Origin of the sequence: Flavobacterium suaedae, from assembly GCF_014642915.1 — a bacterium.
Classification (GTDB): domain Bacteria; phylum Bacteroidota; class Bacteroidia; order Flavobacteriales; family Flavobacteriaceae; genus Flavobacterium; species Flavobacterium suaedae.
Genome location: NZ_BMJE01000006.1, coordinates 39,403 through 61,470, shown reverse-complemented (window position 1 = coordinate 61,470; position 22,068 = coordinate 39,403). Strand labels below are relative to the sequence as shown.

19 protein-coding genes are annotated in these 22,068 nt (G+C 36.7%); 9 read left to right on the top strand and 10 right to left on the bottom strand.

Going from position 1 to position 22,068, the window contains the following annotated elements; genetic code table 11:
- Positions 1-17 precede the first annotated feature (17 nt).
- The 3 genes from IEW45_RS11575 (at position 18) to purT (ending at position 3,624) form a co-directional block, all read left to right on the top strand.
- Positions 18-1,121, top strand: coding sequence for a fatty acid desaturase family protein (locus IEW45_RS11575; protein ID WP_188621417.1), 1,104 nt, complete (start codon positions 18-20; stop codon positions 1,119-1,121).
- 36 nt (positions 1,122-1,157) lie between these two features.
- Positions 1,158-2,339 (top strand): pyridoxal phosphate-dependent aminotransferase, encoded by a 1,182-nt coding sequence (locus IEW45_RS11570; RefSeq protein WP_188621416.1) that lies wholly within the window; start codon positions 1,158-1,160, stop codon positions 2,337-2,339.
- 121 nt (positions 2,340-2,460) lie between these two features.
- The gene (gene purT / locus IEW45_RS11565; protein ID WP_188621415.1) at positions 2,461-3,624 is read left to right on the top strand and encodes a formate-dependent phosphoribosylglycinamide formyltransferase; all 1,164 of its coding nucleotides are present in this window, start codon (positions 2,461-2,463) and stop codon (positions 3,622-3,624) included.
- A 78-nt stretch (positions 3,625-3,702) separates the two neighbouring features.
- On the opposite strand, the gene IEW45_RS11560 is transcribed toward purT, so the two are convergent.
- Positions 3,703-5,334 (bottom strand): hypothetical protein, encoded by a 1,632-nt coding sequence (locus tag IEW45_RS11560; protein WP_188621414.1) that lies wholly within the window; start codon positions 5,332-5,334, stop codon positions 3,703-3,705.
- Positions 5,335-5,456: 122 nt separating this feature from the next.
- On the opposite strand from IEW45_RS11560, the gene fabD reads away from it, so the two are divergent.
- The 3 genes from fabD to IEW45_RS11545 all read left to right on the top strand — a co-directional run bounded on the left by fabD (position 5,457) and on the right by IEW45_RS11545 (position 9,622).
- Entirely contained in the window at positions 5,457-6,332 is an 876-nt protein-coding gene (gene fabD / locus IEW45_RS11555; RefSeq protein WP_188621413.1) for an ACP S-malonyltransferase, read from the top strand.
- 87 nt (positions 6,333-6,419) lie between these two features.
- Entirely contained in the window at positions 6,420-9,143 is a 2,724-nt protein-coding gene (locus IEW45_RS11550; RefSeq protein WP_188621412.1) for a DEAD/DEAH box helicase family protein, read from the top strand.
- Positions 9,134-9,622 carry a GNAT family N-acetyltransferase gene (locus tag IEW45_RS11545; protein WP_188621411.1) on the top strand — a complete coding sequence of 163 codons (489 nt, stop codon included), beginning with the start codon at positions 9,134-9,136 and terminating at the stop codon, positions 9,620-9,622. The genes IEW45_RS11550 and IEW45_RS11545 overlap by 10 nt, the downstream gene beginning before the upstream one ends.
- Before the next feature lie 9 nt (positions 9,623-9,631).
- On the opposite strand, the gene IEW45_RS11540 is transcribed toward IEW45_RS11545, so the two are convergent.
- From IEW45_RS11540 to IEW45_RS11515, 6 genes are all read right to left on the bottom strand, one after another.
- On the bottom strand, positions 9,632-9,862 hold the full coding sequence (locus IEW45_RS11540) for a hypothetical protein (RefSeq protein ID WP_188621410.1): 231 nt from the start codon (positions 9,860-9,862) through the stop codon (positions 9,632-9,634).
- Between the two features lie 29 nt (positions 9,863-9,891).
- Positions 9,892-10,911 carry a UDP-glucose 4-epimerase GalE gene (gene galE / locus IEW45_RS11535; protein ID WP_188621409.1) on the bottom strand — a complete coding sequence of 340 codons (1,020 nt, stop codon included), beginning with the start codon at positions 10,909-10,911 and terminating at the stop codon, positions 9,892-9,894.
- A 319-nt stretch (positions 10,912-11,230) separates the two neighbouring features.
- On the bottom strand, positions 11,231-12,364 hold the full coding sequence (locus IEW45_RS11530) for a DegT/DnrJ/EryC1/StrS family aminotransferase (RefSeq protein ID WP_188621408.1): 1,134 nt from the start codon (positions 12,362-12,364) through the stop codon (positions 11,231-11,233).
- 82 nt (positions 12,365-12,446) lie between these two features.
- A complete protein-coding gene (locus tag IEW45_RS11525; RefSeq protein ID WP_188621407.1) occupies positions 12,447-13,805 on the bottom strand; it encodes a LytTR family transcriptional regulator in 1,359 nt (452 codons plus the stop codon).
- Between the two features lie 87 nt (positions 13,806-13,892).
- A complete protein-coding gene (locus tag IEW45_RS11520) occupies positions 13,893-14,519 on the bottom strand; it encodes a hypothetical protein (RefSeq protein ID WP_188621406.1) in 627 nt (208 codons plus the stop codon).
- A 39-nt stretch (positions 14,520-14,558) separates the two neighbouring features.
- Positions 14,559-15,677 carry a hypothetical protein gene (locus IEW45_RS11515; protein WP_188621405.1) on the bottom strand — a complete coding sequence of 373 codons (1,119 nt, stop codon included), beginning with the start codon at positions 15,675-15,677 and terminating at the stop codon, positions 14,559-14,561.
- 217 nt (positions 15,678-15,894) lie between these two features.
- Between IEW45_RS11515 and IEW45_RS11510 the strand changes: the two genes are divergently transcribed.
- Together IEW45_RS11510 and IEW45_RS11505 are read left to right on the top strand one after the other, a co-directional pair.
- Positions 15,895-17,124, top strand: a complete 1,230-nt coding sequence (locus IEW45_RS11510; protein WP_188621404.1) for a 3-deoxy-D-manno-octulosonic acid transferase — start codon at positions 15,895-15,897, stop codon at positions 17,122-17,124.
- Positions 17,124-17,567, top strand: coding sequence for a GNAT family N-acetyltransferase (locus tag IEW45_RS11505; RefSeq protein ID WP_229665940.1), 444 nt, complete (start codon positions 17,124-17,126; stop codon positions 17,565-17,567). Before IEW45_RS11510 ends, IEW45_RS11505 begins: the two co-directional genes overlap by 1 nt.
- A gap of 144 nt (positions 17,568-17,711) precedes the next feature.
- Here IEW45_RS11505 and IEW45_RS11500 read toward each other — a convergent pair whose 3' ends face one another.
- The 3 genes from IEW45_RS11500 to IEW45_RS11490 all read right to left on the bottom strand — a co-directional run bounded on the left by IEW45_RS11500 (position 17,712) and on the right by IEW45_RS11490 (position 19,681).
- Positions 17,712-18,149, bottom strand: a complete 438-nt coding sequence (locus IEW45_RS11500) for a carboxymuconolactone decarboxylase family protein (RefSeq protein WP_188621403.1) — start codon at positions 18,147-18,149, stop codon at positions 17,712-17,714.
- Positions 18,150-18,311: 162 nt separating this feature from the next.
- Entirely contained in the window at positions 18,312-18,884 is a 573-nt protein-coding gene (locus tag IEW45_RS11495) for a Crp/Fnr family transcriptional regulator (protein ID WP_188621402.1), read from the bottom strand.
- 77 nt (positions 18,885-18,961) lie between these two features.
- The gene (locus IEW45_RS11490) at positions 18,962-19,681 is read right to left on the bottom strand and encodes a restriction endonuclease (RefSeq protein ID WP_188621401.1); all 720 of its coding nucleotides are present in this window, start codon (positions 19,679-19,681) and stop codon (positions 18,962-18,964) included.
- A 106-nt stretch (positions 19,682-19,787) separates the two neighbouring features.
- On the opposite strand from IEW45_RS11490, the gene IEW45_RS11485 reads away from it, so the two are divergent.
- On the top strand, positions 19,788-21,941 hold the full coding sequence (locus tag IEW45_RS11485; RefSeq protein WP_188621400.1) for a S46 family peptidase: 2,154 nt from the start codon (positions 19,788-19,790) through the stop codon (positions 21,939-21,941).
- Positions 21,942-22,068 lie beyond the last annotated feature (127 nt).

Here is a 22,068-nt window from a genome sequence, read left to right as displayed (position 1 = left end):
TTAAAATTTATTACAAAATGAACATTACCCCTCCTGTTTTTTCAAAAAACGACTCTATGCGGTTTTTCAGGACGCTAAATAAACGTGTAAACAATTATTTTAAAGAAAATAAACTTAAAAAAACCGGAAACTGGAAACTCCATATAAAAACCATAGTAATGTTTGGTGCCCTGTTAGCGCCTTACTTTATATTACTTACGCTTGATATACCTGTATGGGCACAATTACTGTTAACGGTGCTTATGGGAGTTGGTATGGCAGGTATAGGTATGAATGTAATGCACGACGCTAATCATGGTTCTTATTCTTCTAAAACATGGCTGAATAAAGTTATGGGAAGCAGTATGTACCTTTTAGCAGGTAATGTATATAACTGGCAGGTACAACACAATGTATTGCACCACACTTACACCAATATTCACGGGCATGATGAGGATTTGGATGCCGGCAGAATTATTCGGTTTACACAAAGTGCAAAGTGGAGAAGGTTCCATAAGTTTCAACACTACTATTCTGTATTCCTATACGGATTACTAACTTTTAACTGGGCTATTACTACCGATATTAAGCAGATGCGCCGTTATATAAAAAGAGGTTTATCATACGGAGATTTCCGTAGCCCTGTAAAGCAATGGACCGTTCTTGTAGTTACAAAGTTATTATATGCTTTAGTATGGCTTGCTGTACCTATGCTTTTAGGTATTGTATGGTGGAAGGTACTAATAGGCTTTTTTATTATGCATTATACCGCAGGGTTAATATTAAGTATTGTTTTCCAGTTGGCGCACGTGGTAGAAGAAACCGATAACCCTATACCGGATGAAAGCGGACAAATAGAAAACACATGGGCAATACACCAGCTACACACTACAGCTAATTTTGCTCCGAAAAACAAAATTATAAACTGGTTTACGGGAGGTTTAAATCACCAGATTGAGCACCATATCTTCCCGCACATAAGCCATATACATTACAGCGAAATAGCTAAAATTGTAAAAGAAACGGCTCGTGAGTATAATTTACCTTACCATGAGTTCAACACAATGACGGAAGCTATAGCAGCACATTTCAAGCACTTGAAAGAACTTGGAATGAAGCCTTCACAACCGGCACTTAATTAATCACATAAAAAACACCATAAATTCATATATTAAGCTATGAACGTGCTTTCTGACAGAATTAATAATCTATCTACTTCGCAAACCCTTGCTATGGCTGCAAAAGCCAGAGAATTAAAAGCACAGGGAATAGACATTATAAGCTTAAGTTTAGGCGAGCCTGACTTTAACACTCCTGATTTTATTAAAGAAGCAGCCAAAAAGGCTATTGATGATAATTATAGCGCTTATCCGCCTGTAGATGGATACGCTGACCTTAAAGAAGCCATCTGCAAAAAGTTTAAAAGGGATAACGGGCTGGATTATAAGCCTTCTCAAATTGTAGTTTCTACAGGAGCGAAACAATCGCTATATAACATTGCACAGGTAATGCTTAATGATGGTGACGAGGTTATATTGCCTGCACCATATTGGGTAAGCTACCACGAAATAATAAAACTTTCGGGAGGTGTACCCGTAGTAGTTGCTACCAGTGTAGATACTGATTTTAAAATGACTGCCGAGCAACTGGAAGCAGCTATAACGCCAAAAACAAAAATGGTATGGTTTAGCTCTCCGTGTAACCCAAGTGGTTCGGTTTACAGCAAAGCAGAACTGGAAGCATTAGCAGAAGTACTGTTAAAACATGATATTTATGTAGTATCAGACGAGATATACGAGCATATTAATTTCTCAGGAAGTTCCTACAGTATTGCAGCAGTACCGGGGATGCTGGAAAGAACTATTACCGTAAACGGTGTAGCAAAAGCATTTGCCATGACAGGCTGGAGAATAGGATACATTGGCGCTCCTGAATTTATTGCAAAGGCTTGTACTAAACTGCAGGGACAGGTAACCAGCGGAGCAAACAGTATTGCACAACGTGCTACAATTGCTGCTGTAGAGGCAGATCCTAGTGTATTAAGCCACATGGTAGAGGCTTTCCACCAGCGCAGGGATCTTGTTATCAATATGATGAATGACATACCGGGCTTTAAAATAAACATCCCGGAAGGTGCTTTTTACCTTTTTCCTGATGTTTCATCATACTTTGGTAAAACCATAAAAGGTGTAGAAATTAAAGATGCGAATGATTTATCTATGTTCCTTTTGGAATATGCTAATGTAGCAACGGTAACAGGCGAGGCTTTTGGAAATCCGGATTGCCTACGCATATCTTACGCTACAAGTGAGGAGCAACTTACCGAAGCACTAAAAAGAATAAAAGAAGCATTAGCTTAAAAAAATATAATACTTAAAAGTCCTGCCCAATGGCGGGACTTTTTTGATTTTAGTAAAAGCAATTACAACACACCAAGAGTAAATCTTTGTACTTTTGCTCTTTAAACAACAACACAACATAATGACAAAAAAAATATTACTACTAGGTTCAGGTGAATTAGGAAAAGAGTTTGTAATTGCTGCACAACGTATAGGGCAAACCGTTATAGCGGTAGACAGTTACGAAAATGCTCCTGCTATGCAGGTAGCACATGGGTATGAAGTTATCAATATGCTTGATGGCGACGCGCTGGATGCAGTAGTAGCTACACACCAACCTGATTTTATTGTCCCTGAAATAGAAGCCATACGCACCGAACGTTTTTACGATTATGAAAAACAAGGTATAACTGTAGTACCTTCGGCAAAGGCTGCTAACTTTACTATGAACCGTAAAGCCATTCGCGACCTTGCTGCAAAAGACCTTGGGTTAAGAACTGCTGATTATCGTTATGCAACCTCAGCCGAAGAATTACAAAAAGCAGTTGAAGCAGTAGGGATGCCATGTGTAGTAAAACCATTAATGTCATCGTCAGGTAAAGGACAATCTACTATAAAAACGGAAAGCGATATTGAAAAAGCATGGAACTATGCAGTAGAGGGTTCCCGTGGCGATGTTGTTGAAGTTATCGTTGAGGCTTTTGTAAACTTCCATTCGGAAATTACACTGCTTACGGTTACTCAAAATAACAACCCAACCCTATTCTGTTCTCCTATAGGACACAGACAGGAACGCGGCGATTATCAGGAAAGCTGGCAGCCCGCAAGAGTATCTGACAAGGATATTGCCGAAGCACAGGATATGGCTAAAAAAGTTACTGAAGCCTTAGGCGGAGCCGGTATTTTTGGTGTAGAGTTTTTCCTTACCGATGAAGGTGTTTATTTCTCGGAACTTTCTCCACGCCCACATGATACTGGTATGGTAACACTGGCAGGCACACAAAACTTTAATGAGTTTGAGCTGCACCTTCGCGCTATATTAAGCCTGCCTATTGCAGAGATTACTCTGGAAAAAGCAGGCGCAAGTGCTGTAATAGCAGCAACAGAAAACGGAACAAATCCACAATATACAGGTTTAGATAAAATAGCTGCATTACCAAAAACTGATTTCAGGATATTTGGTAAGCCTACTACACGACCATACCGCCGCATGGGGGTATCATTAACGTACGATAGCTTGGACACCTCTATAGAAGAGATAGTTGAGAGAGCTAAGAAGGCTGCTGCTTTAGTAAGTGTATCCTAAAAGCAATAACTATTAGTAAACTAAATAAAAAAGCAGCCTGATGGGCTGCTTTTTTTATTCATGCTATCTAATTTCTTTTTATTTTTTATCTCCCAGATTTAAATTATCAAAACTGGATACGTTTATTACATCTTCAATATCTGCATCAAAAGATATACTTATACTATCCCCTGCTTCGGTAACAGGTAACTCGTTAGAAAGTTGTGATGATCCTATAAATATTTTAGGTGAGCCATCAACCGTAAAATAGTAAAAACTATTCCCGTTTTTAATATCGCTTTGTATACGTGCCACTACCGAATTAATTACTTTTCTGTCCGAAATGGCATTAGGGTCTATTCGGTTATCAGCCATGTTATATACATTTTTAAACGACATCATGGTTTCTCTCATCGTGTTACCTACTCCTACTATGGTATAATCGTTAATAGCAACCATAGCATACATTTTTACCAGCCCGCCGCCATCTTTTAATGTCATTACATAGGTAGGAATATTATTTATAGTATAAGGAACAGGCATAGAGGCATTATACCCTTTTTCCTGTACTTTACCTTCTGCTGAACGGCGCGCTGCATATTCGGTTGCACCACTTTGGTGGTAGTAAGTGGTTTCCTTAGTACGGGTATCTACCAGTACAAAACCAACGGCACTCTCATCCTTTCCTACCGATGTTAACCCTGTGTACCAGTATGGTCTTCCATCTTCTCCATATACCAAGGTAAGTCCTTCGGTTATTTGTAGTTTATTTTCATTGGCGAAATTCCAGTAACCATGCACATACTCACCCCAATCGTTTAATTGATCTTCTATAAAACTTTGCGGTTGTATACGGTCTACCCAATCAGGAGTATTATCAATATCATACTCTTTTATTTCCCCTGTTTGTGCATCAAGCACTACTACTCCTACAGCATCATTACCACCAAAACCAATACGCTTTTTATACTTGGTAACTACCCAATACGGCATACCGTTATCATCAATTTCAAAAGTATAATCTTCCAAGCCTGTAGTAGCGTAACCATTAAAATATAGGTAGCGTTGCATTTGGCTCATAAAGAAAGCCTCGCTTTGGTATTTTATTTTGAGTGGCTTGCCATTAATACTTTGTACTAACTGTACATCGCGCTCATTGGTAGCCGAAACTAATACATACCCATCAGTCCCTTCGCTGTTATTTATCCACTTAAAAAAACCGGAATGCAATAGCGGGGCTACCCAGTACAACTCATCGCCTACTTTTTGTACTGTAAAGTGTCCCAGTTCTGTTTTACTACCCAGCGCAGGGTCTGAACCTAATATTTTCTCGCCAAGCAGGTATGCCAGTTGCCTATCCACTACCCTAACTTTATTTATAGCTAATGGCGCTATATGGTTAGATATTTCTTTACCATCTTTTACCTCGCCAATTATTTCACGATAGTCTTTACTGTAAAACATTGCCGAACTGGTTAACAACGGTAATAAGGTTACATACAGTAAAAGCAATAATGCTATAATGCCTAACGCACGGTGGAAAGGCTTAAATTTTACATTAATCTTTTCCTTTTTAGATTCGGCACGCATGGTAAATACTATCCACAAAATAATAAGGAACAGGAAACCGAATGGCAACCCTACAAAACCATAGTTAATCACAGGCATGCCAAAGTAAAAAATGCAAAATGTTACAAATAGTAATAAAAATATAGTAATTGATTTTTTCATAAAAATTGTTTGGTGTTTATACTATAGGTATATAAATAGTAAAAAATGTTACAATAAACAAAACTTGGCACTGCTGGAAATTTACCTATTTTTGCTATTACAAACAAAAACTGAAACAAAACATGAAAGCATATGTATTTCCCGGACAGGGAGCTCAGTTTACCGGAATGGGTAAAGAACTATATGAAAACTCTGCCGAAGCAAAAGAACTTTTTGAAAAGGCAAATGAAATATTAGGTTTCCGTATTACGGATATTATGTTTGAAGGTACTGCTGATGAACTAAAACAAACTAAGGTTACACAGCCTGCTGTTTTTTTACATTCGGTTGTTTTAGCTAAAACGTTGGGAGCAGACTTTAAGCCTGATATGGTAGCGGGTCACTCTCTTGGAGAATTTTCGGCGCTTGTTGCGGCAGGAGCTTTAAGTTTTGAAGATGGACTTAAGCTGGTTTCACAACGGGCCATGGCAATGCAAAAAGCTTGCGAAGCAGCTCCATCTACTATGGCTGCTGTATTAGGGCTTGATGATAAAACTGTTGAAGAAGTATGCGAAGCTACCGAAGGCGTAGTGGTAGCCGCTAACTATAACTGCCCGGGGCAATTAGTAATTTCAGGAGAAACCGAAGCTATAGACCGTGCTTGCGAGGCTATGAAAGAAGCCGGTGCGAAAAGAGCGCTTAAACTACCTGTAGGTGGTGCATTCCACTCGCCTATGATGGAGCCTGCACGCGAAGAGCTTGCTGCTGCAATAGAGGCAACAACTTTTGCAAAACCGGTTTGCCCTGTATACCAAAACGTACCGGCAACAGCAGTAACAGAACCGGAAACAATAAAAGAGAATTTAATAAAGCAACTTACTGCTCCTGTAAAATGGACACAAAGTGTACAAAACATGATAGCAGACGGAGCTACTGAATTTACAGAGGTAGGTCCCGGTAATGTTTTACAAGGGCTTGTAAAGAAAATTAATAAAGAAGTAGCAACAAGTGCTGCTTAGTTAATTACAATATAACATTCATAAAATCCCTGCTAATTATTTAGTGGGGATTTTTTATATATTGCCATCTCAAAAATACCATTTCCATTGAAGAATTTCCCCGAAGGCATTAGCTTTAAATATCCTTGGCGTAAATATCAAAACCGTGTACTGGAAGAACTTTCACAGCACCTATCAAACCGACATTTACATGTTATTGCTCCTCCCGGTTCAGGTAAAACCGTATTAGGGTTAGAAGTAATGCTAAGGCTAAACAAACCTGTAGTAATACTTACACCCACTATTGCCATACGCAACCAATGGATACAACGCTTTTGTGAATTATTCCTTCAGTCGGAAGTTGTTCCTGACTGGATTTCAAAAGACATCAGAAATCCTAAGTTTATGACGGTAAGTACCTACCAAGGGGTACATGCTGCCTGTAACAACACCTCTATAGCGGAAGTTATTGAAGAAGAGTCTGATAATGACAGTGAAGAAAGTAAGGACACATCAAATAAAAATATTGATGCTGTAATAGCTGGACTAAAAGAACAAGGCGTAAATACTATAGTTTTGGATGAAGCACATCACTTAAAAAATGAATGGTGGAGTACATTAACCAAAATTAAAGAAGGTATTGACCCTGTAATTGTAGCACTCACTGCAACCCCGCCCTATGATGTAAGTTCGGCAGAATGGCAACGCTATTGTGAGCTTAACGGTCCTGTAGATGCCGAAATAAGTGTTCCGGAGCTGGTGAGCGAAGGTGATTTATGCCCGCATCAGGACTACATCTATTATAGCCTACCTACAATAGAGGAAAAAAATAGTATTGATGATATAAAGCTGAAAATACAGGGAACTTTTGATACTGTAAAACACGATAAAACACTAATGCAAGCTATAGGACAACACCCGATGTGGGTAAACCCCGAAAGTGATACAGACTGGGTTTACAATAATCTGGAGTGTTATTCTGCCATGCTGATATTTTTAAATGCAAACGGAAAAGAAATAACTCCTCAACATTTAGAGGTAATTGGTAATAGTGATATAAAAATACCCGAACTTGATTTTGAATGGATGGAAACTTTACTGGAGTTTTATCTGTTTAAAGAAAAAGTTCACTTTGAAGTATATAACGAGCATAAACTTACTTTAAAAAAGTTATTACGGGAAAACGGTGTTTTGCTGAAAAGGCGAATAATGCTACAGCATAATGAAAGAACCAGTAAAAAACTAATATCCAGTATCAGTAAGCTGGAATCTGTAAAGTCAATTACAGATTTTGAGTATGAGCAACTGGGTAGCGATTTGCGACTGGTAATCCTTACAGATTATATCAGGAAAGAATATTATGTAGAAAGTGAAGAAAACACACTTTATCTAAGAAAAGTTGGGGTTATTCCTATTTTCGAAAAACTGCGCAGGGATAACCCAAAAAATATAAAAATTGGCATACTTTCGGGTAGTATTGTAATCATACCTAAATCAGCACTTACCGTATTACAGAAAATAGCCAAAACACAGTATGGTATTAATGAGATAAGTACTACCCCTGTACCATTCGACTCTAACTATATTTGCATAGATGTTAACAGCCAGCTTAAAAATAATATTGTACAGCTTGTTACTGATATTTTTGAAGAAGGGCATATAGAAGTTTTAATAGGTACTAAATCGCTTCTTGGTGAAGGTTGGGACGCCCCTGCCGTTAACGCTCTAATCATCGCCAGTTCTGTAGGTTCGTTTGTATTATCTAATCAAATGCGTGGCAGGGCTATGCGTGCTGAGAATGGTAATGCTAATAAAACCGGAAATATATGGCATTTGGTATGTATTGATAAAGATGATTGGACAGGTGGCGAAGATTTTCAATTATTAGAGCGTCGTTTTAAAGGTTTTTTAGGAGTATCATACAACGAAGAACAAGGGATTGAAAACGGAACAAAAAGACTTAACATACCATTATTTACGATTAGTAAACAGCACACTGTTGATAAAATAAACAAAGAGATTCTTACCCTTGCTGCTAACAGAAAAGAGCTGAAAGAAAAATGGGATAAAGCCTTAGGCAAAGGTGTACAAATGGTTGAAGAGGTAAAAATTCCATTTGAAGAAAGAAGACATAAAAAAACGTACAGGCAAGCTAAAAATTTTTATTATAATCGCACCATTGCTTATATAATAGCAGAGCTATTATATGGCTTTTTAGCCTATCTGTTACAAGGTCTTAAAGGGTTGGCAAGAGCAAGGTCGTGGGAGCAGATAAATATTTACTTGGGAATTATTACTATTGCAGGACTCACTTTTTTTGGCAGTAAAATATATACCTCATTTCGCCTGTATATAAAATATAGAGATATAAGTAAAGACATAAAAGCTATAGCCGAAGTTGTACTACGCTCATTATACAAAGAAGGACACATTGAAACAGAATACGATTATCTTAAAATTACAACTAATGTATCTGAAACAGGAGCTGTATCCTGCCATTTAGATGGTGCCACAACCTACGAAAAATCAATTTTTATTAATTCTCTTACAGAGGTTATAAGTCCTATTAATAATCCGCGCTATATTATTATCCGAAAAAGTAAACTATACTTTATAAACCAACAGGATTATCATGCTGTACCGGAGACTATTGCTAAGAATAAAAAGCCATCAGAATATTTTGCTGAACAATGGCAAACACTTGTTGGTGAATGTGAGTTAGTTTTTACACGCACCCCTGAAGGCAGAAAAATATTGTTAGAATCAAAAGTAAAAGCTCTGGCAAACCAACTTGATGACAATAAGATTGAAAAAGTAAGTAAATGGCGATAATACATGATAGTATGGAAATACAAATAAGCAAAACTAACGATTATAAATTATTAGCATCCCTTAATAAAGAAGTACAAGAGCTTCATTGTTCCTTATATCCAAATATCTTTAAACCATACAACGAGCAAAATGTAGTTTCTTTTTTTAAAGAAATTCTAGCTCAAAAAAATGCAAAAGCATTTGTTGCGTATGCTGGTAAAGAAGCAACCGGCTATACAATATTGTTTTTCAAAAAAGTACCGGAAAACCCTTTTCAGTATTCACAAAGGTTTATATTAATAGACCAAATAGGGGTAAAAAGCGAATTCCGTAAAAATGGTATCGGGAAACTGTTATTAGACAAAGCCACTGAAACAGCGAGAGAAAAACAACTCAAAATGATACGGTTAAATCATTGGACAATGAATAATGATGCCCGTAGCTTTTTCGATAAACATGGGTTTAGTTACTTTAATGAAAACATGTGGAAGTCATTATAAAAAAGCCCGTTAATTACGGGCTTTTTTAGTAAGGTATACTTTCCATATTCTTACCATAAAAATAGTATTTACAGCAATCATTAATAAGAAAAAGGTATATTTCTTTTTAAATGGTGTTTCCTCAAAAAGATCTGTCATTGCAAGTATAGATAACAACCCACCTACTACCCATAAAACTGTGAATATAACAGCTCTTTTTTTAGTTACTAATGGCTCTATATTTTTCTCAAAACTCCCCACGACATCAACTCTTTTTAAAGTATTATCTTCTATTCTTTACCTCTTACTTTCTTTTCCCATTTCCAAGCAGAAGCCAAAGCGTCTTCAATAGTCAACTCCGCTTTCCAACCTAAAACATCATTTGCTTTTGTGGTATCGGCATAAGCTTCTGTAATATCACCCTCTCTTCTTGGTGCTATTTTATAGTTCAGCTTCTCTCCGCTCACTTTCTCAAAAGTATTTATTACTTCTAATACTGAGTTTCCTTTACCTGTACCAAGGTTAAACGTCTCTACATTGCTTTCATTCTTGTTATCAATTAGTCTTTTTAGCGCCTTTACGTGTGCTTTTGCTAAATCTACTACATGAATGTAATCGCGAATACAAGTACCGTCAGCTGTTGGATAATCATCTCCGAAAACAGAAAGTTGCTCCCTTAGCCCTATAGCGGTTTGGGTAATAAATGGAACTAAGTTTTGCGGAGTTCCTTTTGGCAACTCTCCTATCTCAGCCGATTCGTGTGAACCTACAGGGTTAAAGTAACGTAATAATATAGCGTTGATATTGGTTACTTTAGCAGTATCGGTTATAATCTCCTCACCTATTTGCTTGGTGTTACCGTAAGGTGACATTGCCTGCTGAATAGGTGCATCTTCTGTAATAGGCATTTTTTCTGCCTGCCCGTATACTGTACACGATGAACTGAATATAAAATGTGCTTTGTCTTTCTTTTGTAATTCCTGTAAAAGATATACCAGCGTACCTAAATTGTTTTCATAATAAAGTAGCGGATTTTCAACGCTTTCTCCAACTGCTTTTGAAGCTGCAAAATGTATCACTCCTGAAACATCAGCATATTTTTTAAAAAACTCCTGAACGGATGCTTTTTCACGAAGGTCTATTTGTTCGAAAACAGGTTCTTTTCCCGTAATGGCTGTAATACCTTCCAGCACATCAACAGATGAATTGGAAAGGTCATCAATTATTACTACTTCAAAACCTTCGTTTTGTAATTCTACTACCGTATGCGAGCCTATAAAGCCTAACCCGCCGGTTACTAATACTTTCATTTATAATTTGGTATTTGTTGGTTTAAGTTTTAATATATACTTATTTAATAATAACTGTGTTATTATAACTACCGGGATACCTATTACCCAAAAGAAAAACATCATTGCTATTAAAGGTAAACCACACATCACGGACTCCCTTCGAGCAAAAAGAATATCTACTGCCCATATAGGGCACATTGCCATTAAAACAATAAAAAGAGGTATAAATAATATCCTGAATATCCTCTTCCAGTGCAAAGCAGCAAAATATTTTACCAGTAAACTGATCAGTATTTGTATGACAATAAAAGCAACCAGTAAAAGCATATTTTATTATCTAAACACTTAAAAATTCAAGCACAGTACTTGTTATATAGTCTATTTGCTCATCATCCAGCTCGGTATGCATTGGTAACGATATTACTTCTTTCACCAGTTGGTTGGTTATTATAAAGTCATCTTCATTATAACGTTCGTCTGCATACGCTTTTTGCTTGTGTAACGGTATTGGGTAATATATAGCACACGGTATACCCTTCTCCTGAAGATGTTTTAATAACGCATCTCTATCAGCATTTAGCACTCGTAATGTATATTGGTGGAACACATGGCTATCATCATCACCCTGTACAAAAGGAATAATTAAATCAGCATGCCCTGCAAAAGCCTTGTTGTATTTATCCGCAGCTTCTCTTCTTGCTTTGTTGTAGTCATTAAGCAGTGGCAATTTAGCATTCAATACTGCTGCCTGCACACTGTCTAATCGAGAGTTTACCCCTACCACATCATGGTGGTAACGCTCATACATACCGTGGTTCACTATACCACGTAATTTATACGCCAGGTCATCATCGTTGGTAAATATTGCCCCGCCATCGCCATAAGCTCCTAAATTTTTAGACGGAAAGAATGATGTTGATGCCACATGACCTATAGCTCCCGCTTTTTTCTTACTACCATCGGCATATTTATAATTGGCACCTATAGCCTGGGCATTATCTTCAATAACATATAAATTATGTTCTTCTGCAAGCGCCATAATATCTTCCATTTCGGCAACCTGACCAAAAAGGTGCACCGGTACAATGGCTTTGGTTTTTGGCGTTATCGCATTACGCACCGCCTCAACAGAAATATTATACGTATTAGGGTCAACATCTACCAGCACCGGAGTTAAACCTAATAGCGCTATAACTTCAACCGTAGCGGCAAACGTAAAATCAGCGGTAATAATCTCATCGCCCGGTTGTAAGCCTAAGCCCATCATGGCAATTTGCAAAGCATCCGTTCCGTTAGCACACGGAATCACGTGTTTTACATCCAGATATTCTTCTAAATTCTTTTGAAATTTATGTACTTCCGGCCCGTTAACATAAGTTGTATTATCAAGCACTTCCTGAATGGAAGCATTTACTGTATCTTTTATTTTATCGTACTGACTCTTAAGGTCAACCATTTGTAGTTTTCTCATATTATAATTAATTACCGCATTATAAATGCAATACAAAAATAGAGAAGTTATAGGTTTATGCCTTATAAAATGTAAATGTTTTTTATATCTTAAAATTTCGGGAAACAGGTATGAGTTCATTATTGATAAGCGTAATACCTTTTGAACTGCTGTTCTTTATAAAGTTAGTATTCACTATATAGGAACGATGGCATTTTTTAAAGTTAGGGGGAAGCTGTTCTGCAACTTCTTTAAGCTTCCCCCTTAAAAAATGTTGTTTCCCTTCGGTAGTAATAAAATTAAGATAATGGTCTTCTGACTTTATATAAAGCAAATTATTTATATACAATTTGGTTTTATTCTTTAAAACTAAATGGTCTTCAATAACCAATTGTTTTACTGATTCCAGCTGCTTAACTGTTTCTTTATGCTCTGCCTGTACGGTTTCGTGCTCCGATTGTAATTTTTTACGCTTAGCATCAACTTTTTTCCATCTAACAAATGAGTATAATGCCAATAAAAACACCAGAAATAAAGCTATACCATATACCAGCTTATGTCTTTTGAAGTTATCTACTATTTTTTGAAGCGTAGATATCTCCTCATCCTTTTTTTCTACATCATGCTTAATATAACTTTCATTCATTTTTATATTCTGAAGCCTGTCTTCTATAATTGTATCTATAGAGTCATGTAACCTTTGATATTTTCTTCGCTCCACATCATCATCCAAAAAATCATATGCTTCTTCTAATTGACGATAGAGTGCTCGTAGTGCTTTTCCTTTATAATAGGGCACTACTTCTTTAGCTTTTAAAAAATAGGGTATTGCTTTTTGATAGTTCTCTTCAAAAAAATAAGAGTTCGCATAATTATGATAATAGGCATACCTCTCGTAATCATCATCTATTTCATCAATATGTACTTTAGCTTTATCGAGGTAAAAACGAGCTGAATCACATTGACGCATTGTATTTTTTAATGAACCTATGTTAGAATATAATTTTGCTTTGATTAAATCATCATTTGTCTTCTTAGCATGACTTAAAGCTTCCCTAAACAAAGAGTAAGCACTACGTAAGTATTTAATATCCCTTGTGTCATCATAAGTGTAATAGTCATTTTTAGCAAACTCACTAACAGCATATGCCTTATGTAATGATGAGTTTATACTATCAGCATACTGAGAGTACTCTTCCAGCAGAGTATTACCGTATTGACCATAATGTTCCTGAGAAGCTATCGCCTTATGAGCTTCAAGAGCAATTTGTTTTTCAAGATGAACCTCACCTAATGCTTCAAATGCTTTTTTTGAAGTAATAAAATAATTAAAGCCTATTTCTTCCTGATTAAGGAACTCATGACATTTACCTAATAGAAAATAATTTTTTGCAACTTCATAAGGTGTTGTAACAGTAACCCCGGTAAGGCTGTCTATTGCCTTACCGGGATTGTTTTTCATAGTTTGGGTAATAAAGGTATTTATTTGCTGTCCATAGCTAAAACAACAAAATAAAAATACTAATATTACTTTTGTTACTTTAACCATTTAGCTTTTCAGTTTTAAAGTTAAAACTCCGCCATCTTTAGTGTAACGAGGAACTAACTTATTTTTTATATCATCAACATTAACGAAATCGTCAGATATAGAAAAAACACTCATAAGTCTAGGTTTGTCAATAATAGCATTAATATTGTAACGATAATTAACTCTATAATTCTGATTATTGTCATTCCATTTTTTATTAAAAGCATCAAATTCTTCTGAAGAAACATTATCTCTATCTTTAAATTCTCTTAAATATTCTTGAAAATAAGGCTTCATCTTTATAAACTCATGCTCATCCACCTCATTTAATAACATAATTCTTATTCTATCCCCATCTTTCCAAGAAGACGAGGGATTATCGAGCATGAAACTAATATGAATTGATTCATCAGGATTCCCATAATCAACCCTTGTAGAAATCAAACTATGATAATAATTAAATACAATACCTTTATATTTATTACTACCTACAAATTCTTCAACCACATAGTTATGTCCTCCATAACGATATTCTTTTTCAGAAGCCAACAACACCATGTCAGCTTGGATATCAGTATCGCTATTAACTAAATATAAATTACCTTCGATAGCGTGTATTAACTTGCTAGATGCTTGATTTTTTCCCATAATTATTTGATTTTAAAATTAATAAATATTTGTTATTGTTTAGTTTAATAATTGTATTCCTACCATAACTTTCTCTGAAACGAGGCTGTTATAGTTTGAAAAAGACTTTGATGTAACTGTAATAGTAACCTTGTTGTCGAGCATAACTCCCACTATGGCTTTACCTATAAAAGCAGGTTTTTTAAAAACATCTTGTAATCCAAAATCATCTCTAAAATTACCTGAGCCATTTATCCAACCGTATTCAGCATTAACAAAAAAGTTGAATTTTTTTTGGTCTGTAGTAAGTGCTAAATAACTGGAGAGATTAATACCATACTTTACATCGCTGGTTTCTACATCTGCCCCAACCCCTTCAATATCAGACGCTATACGGGCATTTAGACTGGTTAAATTCAAAAGTGTATTATCCGTATGTGTATATACGGGAAGTTGAGTAGTTAAATAGAAATTTCCTCCCCCATTTATTATTCGTTGTAAATCATTTTCCTGACTTTCATCATCCGCCTCAGGGTTTTCAGCACCCTCTGTTTCATCATCACTTTCAGCCGTAATTACAGTTCCAAATGAAAATCTAAAAGGTCCGGCGTAATCACTTAAAAGTTCACTTTGTACAGTAGTACTCCCAAAAAGTAAAGAAAAACCGTTTAAATAATTGGTATGTGCATCATCTTCATTATAAAATTCTTTAAAAAAATACAATCGTTGTTCACGCTCCCATGATGGAAGCCATCGAATTTTTTTATTCTTTTCCTTTCTTAGTTTTGAAATCCTCTTCCTCAATAAAATTATTCTTGCACGATTAATTTTTATAGAATCTGTTAATACACCGGCTGCATCAAGCTGAGCTTCAAGTCGCCTCTCTTCATATGCAGAAATAGAATCTCTCAACTTATGAAGTTCTAAAGTATAGCTATCAATGTAATAAGAGTAATCAGCTATTGTAAATCCATCAGTTTTTTGATTAAATAGTTCATCAGAAACTAAACTATCACTAAAACCTAATTTGTTAATTTTTTCAGCTCTAGGAACATCTAAAGTTTCCAAAATAGTAAAATTGGAAGCCTTATAAGACTTAAAAGTCGGGTTAATAGTAGGTATCTGTGCATACGATGCTCCTATACAGAGCAGCATAAAAATGCTAATTTTTGTCTTCATTCTAATAATTTTTAAGGTTAATAATTTTCTTGGAATCCCACCTCAAAATTGCTGTATATCAGAGTTCTAAAAAAATAAATGTCGTGAATTGCACTAAAAATATCGTGAAATGCATGCCTTGTGATTATTTATAATTTAAATAAAGGAGGTCAGGCAATTTTTATTAAAAATATAATGCCGAAAAATTGCTGTATTTTAGCACCTCAATACTATAACAATGTTTTTTCTGTATAATATACTCACCCATATAGTCGCACCTATCCTAAAGATAGCAGCGCTTTTCAGCCCGAAAATGAAACTGTTTGTATCGGGCAGAAAAGTTGTTTTTAGTACCCTAAAAGAGAAAATTCAATCTTCTGATAAAGTAATATGGTTTCACGCCGCATCATTGGGCGAATACGAACAGGGACTACCCGTAATGGAAAAAATAAAAGATAAATACCCCAGTCATAAAATACTGGTAACATTCTTTTCGCCGTCAGGGTATGAAGTACGAAAAAACACTAAGGATGCCGATGTAGTGGTCTACTTACCGCTGGACACCAAAGCCAATGCTAAAAAATTTATGGACTTGGCACACCCCGAGCTGGTTTTCTTTATCAAATATGAGTTTTGGCCTAACTACCTTAACGAAGTAAAAAAGAGAAACATCGAAGCCTACCTTATATCGGGGCTTTTCAGGGAGAAGCAAATATTCTTTAAGTGGTATGGTGGTTTTTACCGTAAGGCATTAAAAGCCTTCAACCACCTGTTTGTGCAGTATGAAAGTTCTAAAAAACTATTACAAAACATTGGTTTCAATAATATAACCGTTAGCGGCGACACCCGCTATGACCGCGTAAGCGAAATACTGGAACGTGACAACACGCTACCTTTTATCGAGGAGTTCATCAATGGAAAAACCACCATAGTGTTTGGTAGTTCATGGCCTAAAGGCGAAGCCCTGTTTACGGACTTCATCAATAAGTCAGAGGATGTAAAATTTATTATCGCACCCCATACCATAGGTGAAAGCCATATTAATGACTTGCAAAATGCTATTACCAAAAAAACAGTACTATTTACTGAAATGGAAGACAAGAATCTTGCGGAGTATGATGTATTTATTGTAAACACCATAGGCATACTCGGTAAAATATACAGCTATGCAGATGCTGCCTATGTAGGTGGAGGATTTGGCACAGCAGGACTGCACAATATTTTAGAACCCGCTGCTTTCGGTGTGCCGATAATTATAGGCCCTAACCACCAAAAATTCCCCGAAGCAGTGGCATTGGTACAAATGGGAGGCTGTATTTCGGTAAATAACAAACAGGAGATGGAAGAAACGCTGAGCCTTTTAGCTTATGATGAAGTGTACCGAACTGAAAAAGGACACATAGCGGGCACCTTCGTCAGTATGAACCGGGGAGCAGTTGACACAATTATGAAAAAGATAGCATACTAATGGTTGATTTTAAACCCATAGCGCAGCAGGATATAGAGGTAGTTACCGGTATGATGCAGGAATTTTACGGCATTGACAACTACCCTATGGATGCAGAAAAATCGAAAAGGTTATTAAAGGAGTTTATTGTAAATGACTCCCTGGGTAGTGCCTGGCTGATATTACACAACGGGCAACCCGTAGGTTATGTAATACTCACGTTTGTATTTAGTTTTGAGTATGGCGGGCGCATTGCTTTTCTGGATGAACTGTTTATCGGCTCCGAAGCACGAGGGTTTGGGCTGGGCAAAAAAACACTTGATTTTATCCATACCGAGGCTCAAAAACTGGGTATTAGAATAATTTATCTGGAAGTAGAGCACCATAATGAAACCGCCCGCAACCTGTACCTATCTAAAAATTACACCATACATACCCGCAACCTAATGAAACTAATAGTATAGTCGTAAAGTTTTTAAAGTCGAAAGTTGGAAAGTAAAAAAGATTGCTTCGCTCTGCTCGCAATGACAAAACCGTAATGCCATCCCGAACGTAGGGAAGGAATCTCCTTTAAAGACTTTATAAACTTTCGACTTTAAGACTCTTTATTAAGCAGGCATCATACCTGTAGTAATAGCAATTCTGTTCCAGCCGTTAATGGCTATAATACCCATAAGCACCTGAGCCGTATATTTTTTGCCCAACACGTTTACAGCATTATTGTACACATCATCGGGTACATGGTTTTGCGCAATCTTGGTTACCGCTTCGGTCAGGGCTAAAATAGCTCTTTCTTCCTCGGTAAAAAGGGTGGTGTCACGCCATGCGTTTAAAACATAAGTACGCTGTTCGGTTTCGCCGTTTTTACGGGCATCTTTCGTATGCATATCCAAACAAAAAGCACAACCGTTTATTTGCGATGCTCTTATCTTGATAAGTTCTTTGTGGGTTTTGGTAATTTCGCTGTTGGCAAAATAATCTTCAAATGCCAACATGGCTTTATACGCCTGTGGTTCTGCTTCGTTAAGTTTAAATCGTGATTTCATGCTACCTGTTTTTTGTTTACACAGCAAATTTCCGCCATACAAACTGCAAAAAACTTAAAGTAGTTTAAGAAAGAGATTGCTTCGTTGGCAGTCGCACCATCCTTTGTCATTGCGAGCGTAATGCAATGAAGCGTGGCAATCTTTTCGGCTTTATGACTACTCTTAGTCTTTTTTTGCCCGAAGCATACTCAAAAACTCAGGAGTGATTCCCAGAAAAGAAGCCAGCATATACTGCGGTACACGCTGCACAAATTCAGGGTAATGCTTGTTCATAAGTTTGTACTGTTCCTCGCCAGTCATGTTAAAAATGTAGTGAATACGGGTAAGCTGTGCCGAATAGGCACGTTCCAGTACCTGCCTGAAATACCGCTCTAACTGCGGTATTTTATCAAAAAGTTCTTCTTCGGCTTCTTTGTTTAGTACTACTACGGTAGAAGGTTCAACAGCCTGTACATAAAACCCTGAAGGCTTACCGCTTTTCAGCCCGGCATAATCAGTTATCCACCAGTCCTCAATACCAAACTGAATTACCTGCTCTGCACCCTTATCGGTTATAAGGTACAGCCGGAAACAGCCTTTTGCCACAAAATAATTTGCCTTGCATATTTCGCCTGCCTGTAGCAAATGTTCTTTCTTTTTTACTTCCCGTACTTCGAGTAACGAAGCAAGCAGGGCTTCTTCTTCTGAATTTAGAGGAACAAATCGGCGTATATGGGCAAGGATTGAGGAAAACATAGTGTTGTTTATTATGAAAAAATGATTTAGATACAATAAAAAAACAAAAAGTAATTTTTATATAAACTCATAACACATTATTCTCTATAAAGTATTTTGAAATGTTTTAATGCTCTCTCTTTATTATCCTCTACAAAATCAAAATATTGTCGATCCGTTTCTATACTCTTCTCTCCTATTTGAATCAAACGATCATCAATAATAGGAACTATAATAGGATATTCACGAATAAAACCTAAAGGAGGCAACATTATGTCACTTGGACCAATAGCACAAATTGGTTTATATGCCGAAAATATTAATTGTTGTTTTTCAAAGTCTATTTTTCCCCCATCATTTGGCATTTTTGTTCCAGTATAATCCCAATAAGGAAAAAGTTTATCTGCATAGGGCATATATTTCTCAACCATTCCTTGCAACCATTTTTTATAGTACTCTGCTTCTAATTCTTTAAGACTAACTAATCTAATATTTGTATTTTTAGCTGCTTCATAACATCCTGACTGAAACCCGTTCTTTGAGACTATAAATCCTAAATTTGCGCCAAAATCGTTAACTACAGTTCTGAAAGAATGGACTATTTCTTGATTTACTTTCTCTTTCCAAAATTTACATTCAATTAATATAGTTGGCTTATATTCGCTCCTTAAATCTTGGGTAATTACATCAATCTCTTTTTGTCCTCTAACAAGTTCTACAACTTTAGAAACCTCAGTTTCAAACCCACATTCTGTAAACATTTTACCAACATAGTTTTGTAGTTGACTCCATGTTTGAGGTTCATCATCAAATATCATCTTAATATAATTTAAATATATTCAAATTTAAAAAAATTGTTCAATAAGTTTCGATTTCGACCCCGTTCCAAAATTTCCTATCTTGCACCCAACTAACTCAATTATCATGAACAAACTATTACGCTTACTCGTATTACTGCTTATTATACCAGCCTATGCACAACAGGGCGGTATGTGGATTCCTTCTTTACTAAAGGGAATGAACGAAAAAGAAATGAAAAGCCTTGGCATGAAAATGTCGGCTTCGGATATTTATGATGTAAACCATTCCAGCCTTAAAGATGCCGTTCCGCATTTTAACGGCGGATGTACCTCGGAGGTTATTTCACCTAAAGGGCTGTTACTTACCAACCACCACTGTGGATATGGCGAAATTCAGGCGCACTCAACTGTAGAGCACGATTATCTTACCGACGGCTTTTGGGCTATGAGTCTTGAAGAAGAACTACCAAACCCCGGTATGGAAGTTACTTTTATAGTACGCATTGAAGATGTTACCAACAAAATACTGGAAGGCGTAAGCATACTAAAAAGTGAAGAGGACAAACAGAAGAAAATACAGGATAATATAGCACAGGTAACAAAATCGTCGCCTAAAGAAAGTTACCAGGAAAATAGTATCCGTACCTTTTACGAGGGCAACCAATACATGCTTTTTGTAACCGAAACCTATAAAGATGTTCGTTTGGTGGGTGCACCGCCATCGTCAATCGGTAAATTCGGTTCCGATACTGATAACTGGGTATGGCCACGCCACACGGGCGATTTCTCGCTGTTCCGTATCTACGCGAATAAAGACAACCTTCCTGCTGAATATTCAGAGGATAACGTACCGTATACACCGAAACATTACTTCCCAATTTCGTTAGGCGGTATTGAAGAAGGCGATTTTACACTGGTTTTCGGTTATCCGGGTAGAACACAGGAGTATTTACCATCGGTAGCTGTAGAGCAACTGATTGATGTTATCAACCCTGCTAAAATTGAGGTGCGTGATGCAGCCTTAAAAGTAACCGACGCTTTTATGCGTAAGGACAAGCAAATTAAAATTCAGTATGCATCAAAATACGCTAGTATTGCTAACTACTGGAAAAAATGGATTGGCGAAACGCAGGGGCTTAAAAAAACCAATGCGGTAGCGGCTAAAAAGACTTTTGAAAAGGCTTTTCTTGCCAATGCTAAAAAGGCAGGTAAAATGGATGAGTATGGTAACTTATTCAATGATTTTGAAAAATATTATAATGAAATTGAGCCATACCAATTAAGCAGAGATTACTTTATTGAGGTTGCCATTCGTAATGTGGAGCTATTAACTATCGGGTACAGGTTATACCAGTTAGAACAAATTTATAATGCTCGCGGGGCGCAGTCGTTTACCGACAGAAAAAACAATACCGTAAAGTCACTTGAAGGTACCTATAAAGATTACAGCAAAAAGGTTGATGAAAAAGTATTCGAGCAGCTTATTGCACTGTATGCTGAAAAATCGCCTGAGCAGTTCCTGCCGGATATGCTGAAAAATGCAAACACACAGGAGTTAACTCAAAATATTTATACGAACTCAAAGCTGACTTCATATGATGGGGTTAAAGAGTTATTGAATACAAGCAACGAACCGGAGGAAATTATTAAAACGCTTAATGCTGACCCGGGCTACGAACTTATAAAAGCCATGATGAATGCTTACATTGAAAAAGTAGCACCAAAGTATGAAGAGTTAACTTTAGAACTGGATGCTTTACAGCGTACCTACATGAAGGGTATACTGGAACTAAGCCCTAAAGACGCTCGTATTTTCCCTGATGCTAACAGTACTATGCGTGTTACTTACGGTCAGGTTAAAGGGTATGAACCAAGAGATGCCGTTTACTACCAGCCTGTAACCTACCTTGATGGGGTAATTGAAAAATATGTACCGGGTGATTATGAGTTTGACGTTCCGCAAAAGCTGATAAACCTGTACAATACTAAAAACTACGGTCCTTATGGCGAAAATGGTAAAATGCCTGTTTGTTTCCTGGGTACTAACCACACTACAGGCGGTAACTCGGGTAGCCCGGCTATAGATGCTAAGGGTAACCTTATAGGGCTGAACTTTGACCGTGTTTGGGAAGGTACTATGAGCGACGTTTATTATGACCCTGCCATTTGCCGTAATATTATGGTTGACATACGTTATGTACTGTTTATAATTGATAAATATGCCGGTGCTAAACGCCTTATTGACGAGATGGAATTAGTTAACGTTAAGAAAAGGTAAATTGGCAATCTGTCAATAAAATATATTTAGCATTATTACAGGTAAAATAAAAGATGTATTTTAAGACAGTGTTTTTAAAGCCAGCACAAAAGTTTAAGAAAAAACTTTAATTTTACAATGTAAAGTA

Coding starts and splice junctions, on each gene's coding strand:
- IEW45_RS11575 (WP_188621417.1), top strand. CDS start 18: ATGAACATTACCCCTCCTGTTTTTTCAAAAAACGACTCTATGCGGTTT.
- IEW45_RS11570 (WP_188621416.1), top strand. CDS start 1,158: ATGAACGTGCTTTCTGACAGAATTAATAATCTATCTACTTCGCAAACC.
- purT (WP_188621415.1), top strand. CDS start 2,461: ATGACAAAAAAAATATTACTACTAGGTTCAGGTGAATTAGGAAAAGAG.
- IEW45_RS11560 (WP_188621414.1), bottom strand. CDS start 5,334: ATGAAAAAATCAATTACTATATTTTTATTACTATTTGTAACATTTTGC.
- fabD (WP_188621413.1), top strand. CDS start 5,457: ATGAAAGCATATGTATTTCCCGGACAGGGAGCTCAGTTTACCGGAATG.
- IEW45_RS11545 (WP_188621411.1), top strand. CDS start 9,134: ATGGCGATAATACATGATAGTATGGAAATACAAATAAGCAAAACTAAC.
- galE (WP_188621409.1), bottom strand. CDS start 10,911: ATGAAAGTATTAGTAACCGGCGGGTTAGGCTTTATAGGCTCGCATACG.
- IEW45_RS11530 (WP_188621408.1), bottom strand. CDS start 12,364: ATGAGAAAACTACAAATGGTTGACCTTAAGAGTCAGTACGATAAAATA.
- IEW45_RS11525 (WP_188621407.1), bottom strand. CDS start 13,805: ATGAAAAACAATCCCGGTAAGGCAATAGACAGCCTTACCGGGGTTACT.
- IEW45_RS11520 (WP_188621406.1), bottom strand. CDS start 14,519: ATGGGAAAAAATCAAGCATCTAGCAAGTTAATACACGCTATCGAAGGT.
- IEW45_RS11515 (WP_188621405.1), bottom strand. CDS start 15,677: ATGAAGACAAAAATTAGCATTTTTATGCTGCTCTGTATAGGAGCATCG.
- IEW45_RS11510 (WP_188621404.1), top strand. CDS start 15,895: ATGTTTTTTCTGTATAATATACTCACCCATATAGTCGCACCTATCCTA.
- IEW45_RS11505 (WP_229665940.1), top strand. CDS start 17,124: ATGGTTGATTTTAAACCCATAGCGCAGCAGGATATAGAGGTAGTTACC.
- IEW45_RS11500 (WP_188621403.1), bottom strand. CDS start 18,149: ATGAAATCACGATTTAAACTTAACGAAGCAGAACCACAGGCGTATAAA.
- IEW45_RS11495 (WP_188621402.1), bottom strand. CDS start 18,884: ATGTTTTCCTCAATCCTTGCCCATATACGCCGATTTGTTCCTCTAAAT.
- IEW45_RS11490 (WP_188621401.1), bottom strand. CDS start 19,681: ATGATATTTGATGATGAACCTCAAACATGGAGTCAACTACAAAACTAT.
- IEW45_RS11485 (WP_188621400.1), top strand. CDS start 19,788: ATGAACAAACTATTACGCTTACTCGTATTACTGCTTATTATACCAGCC.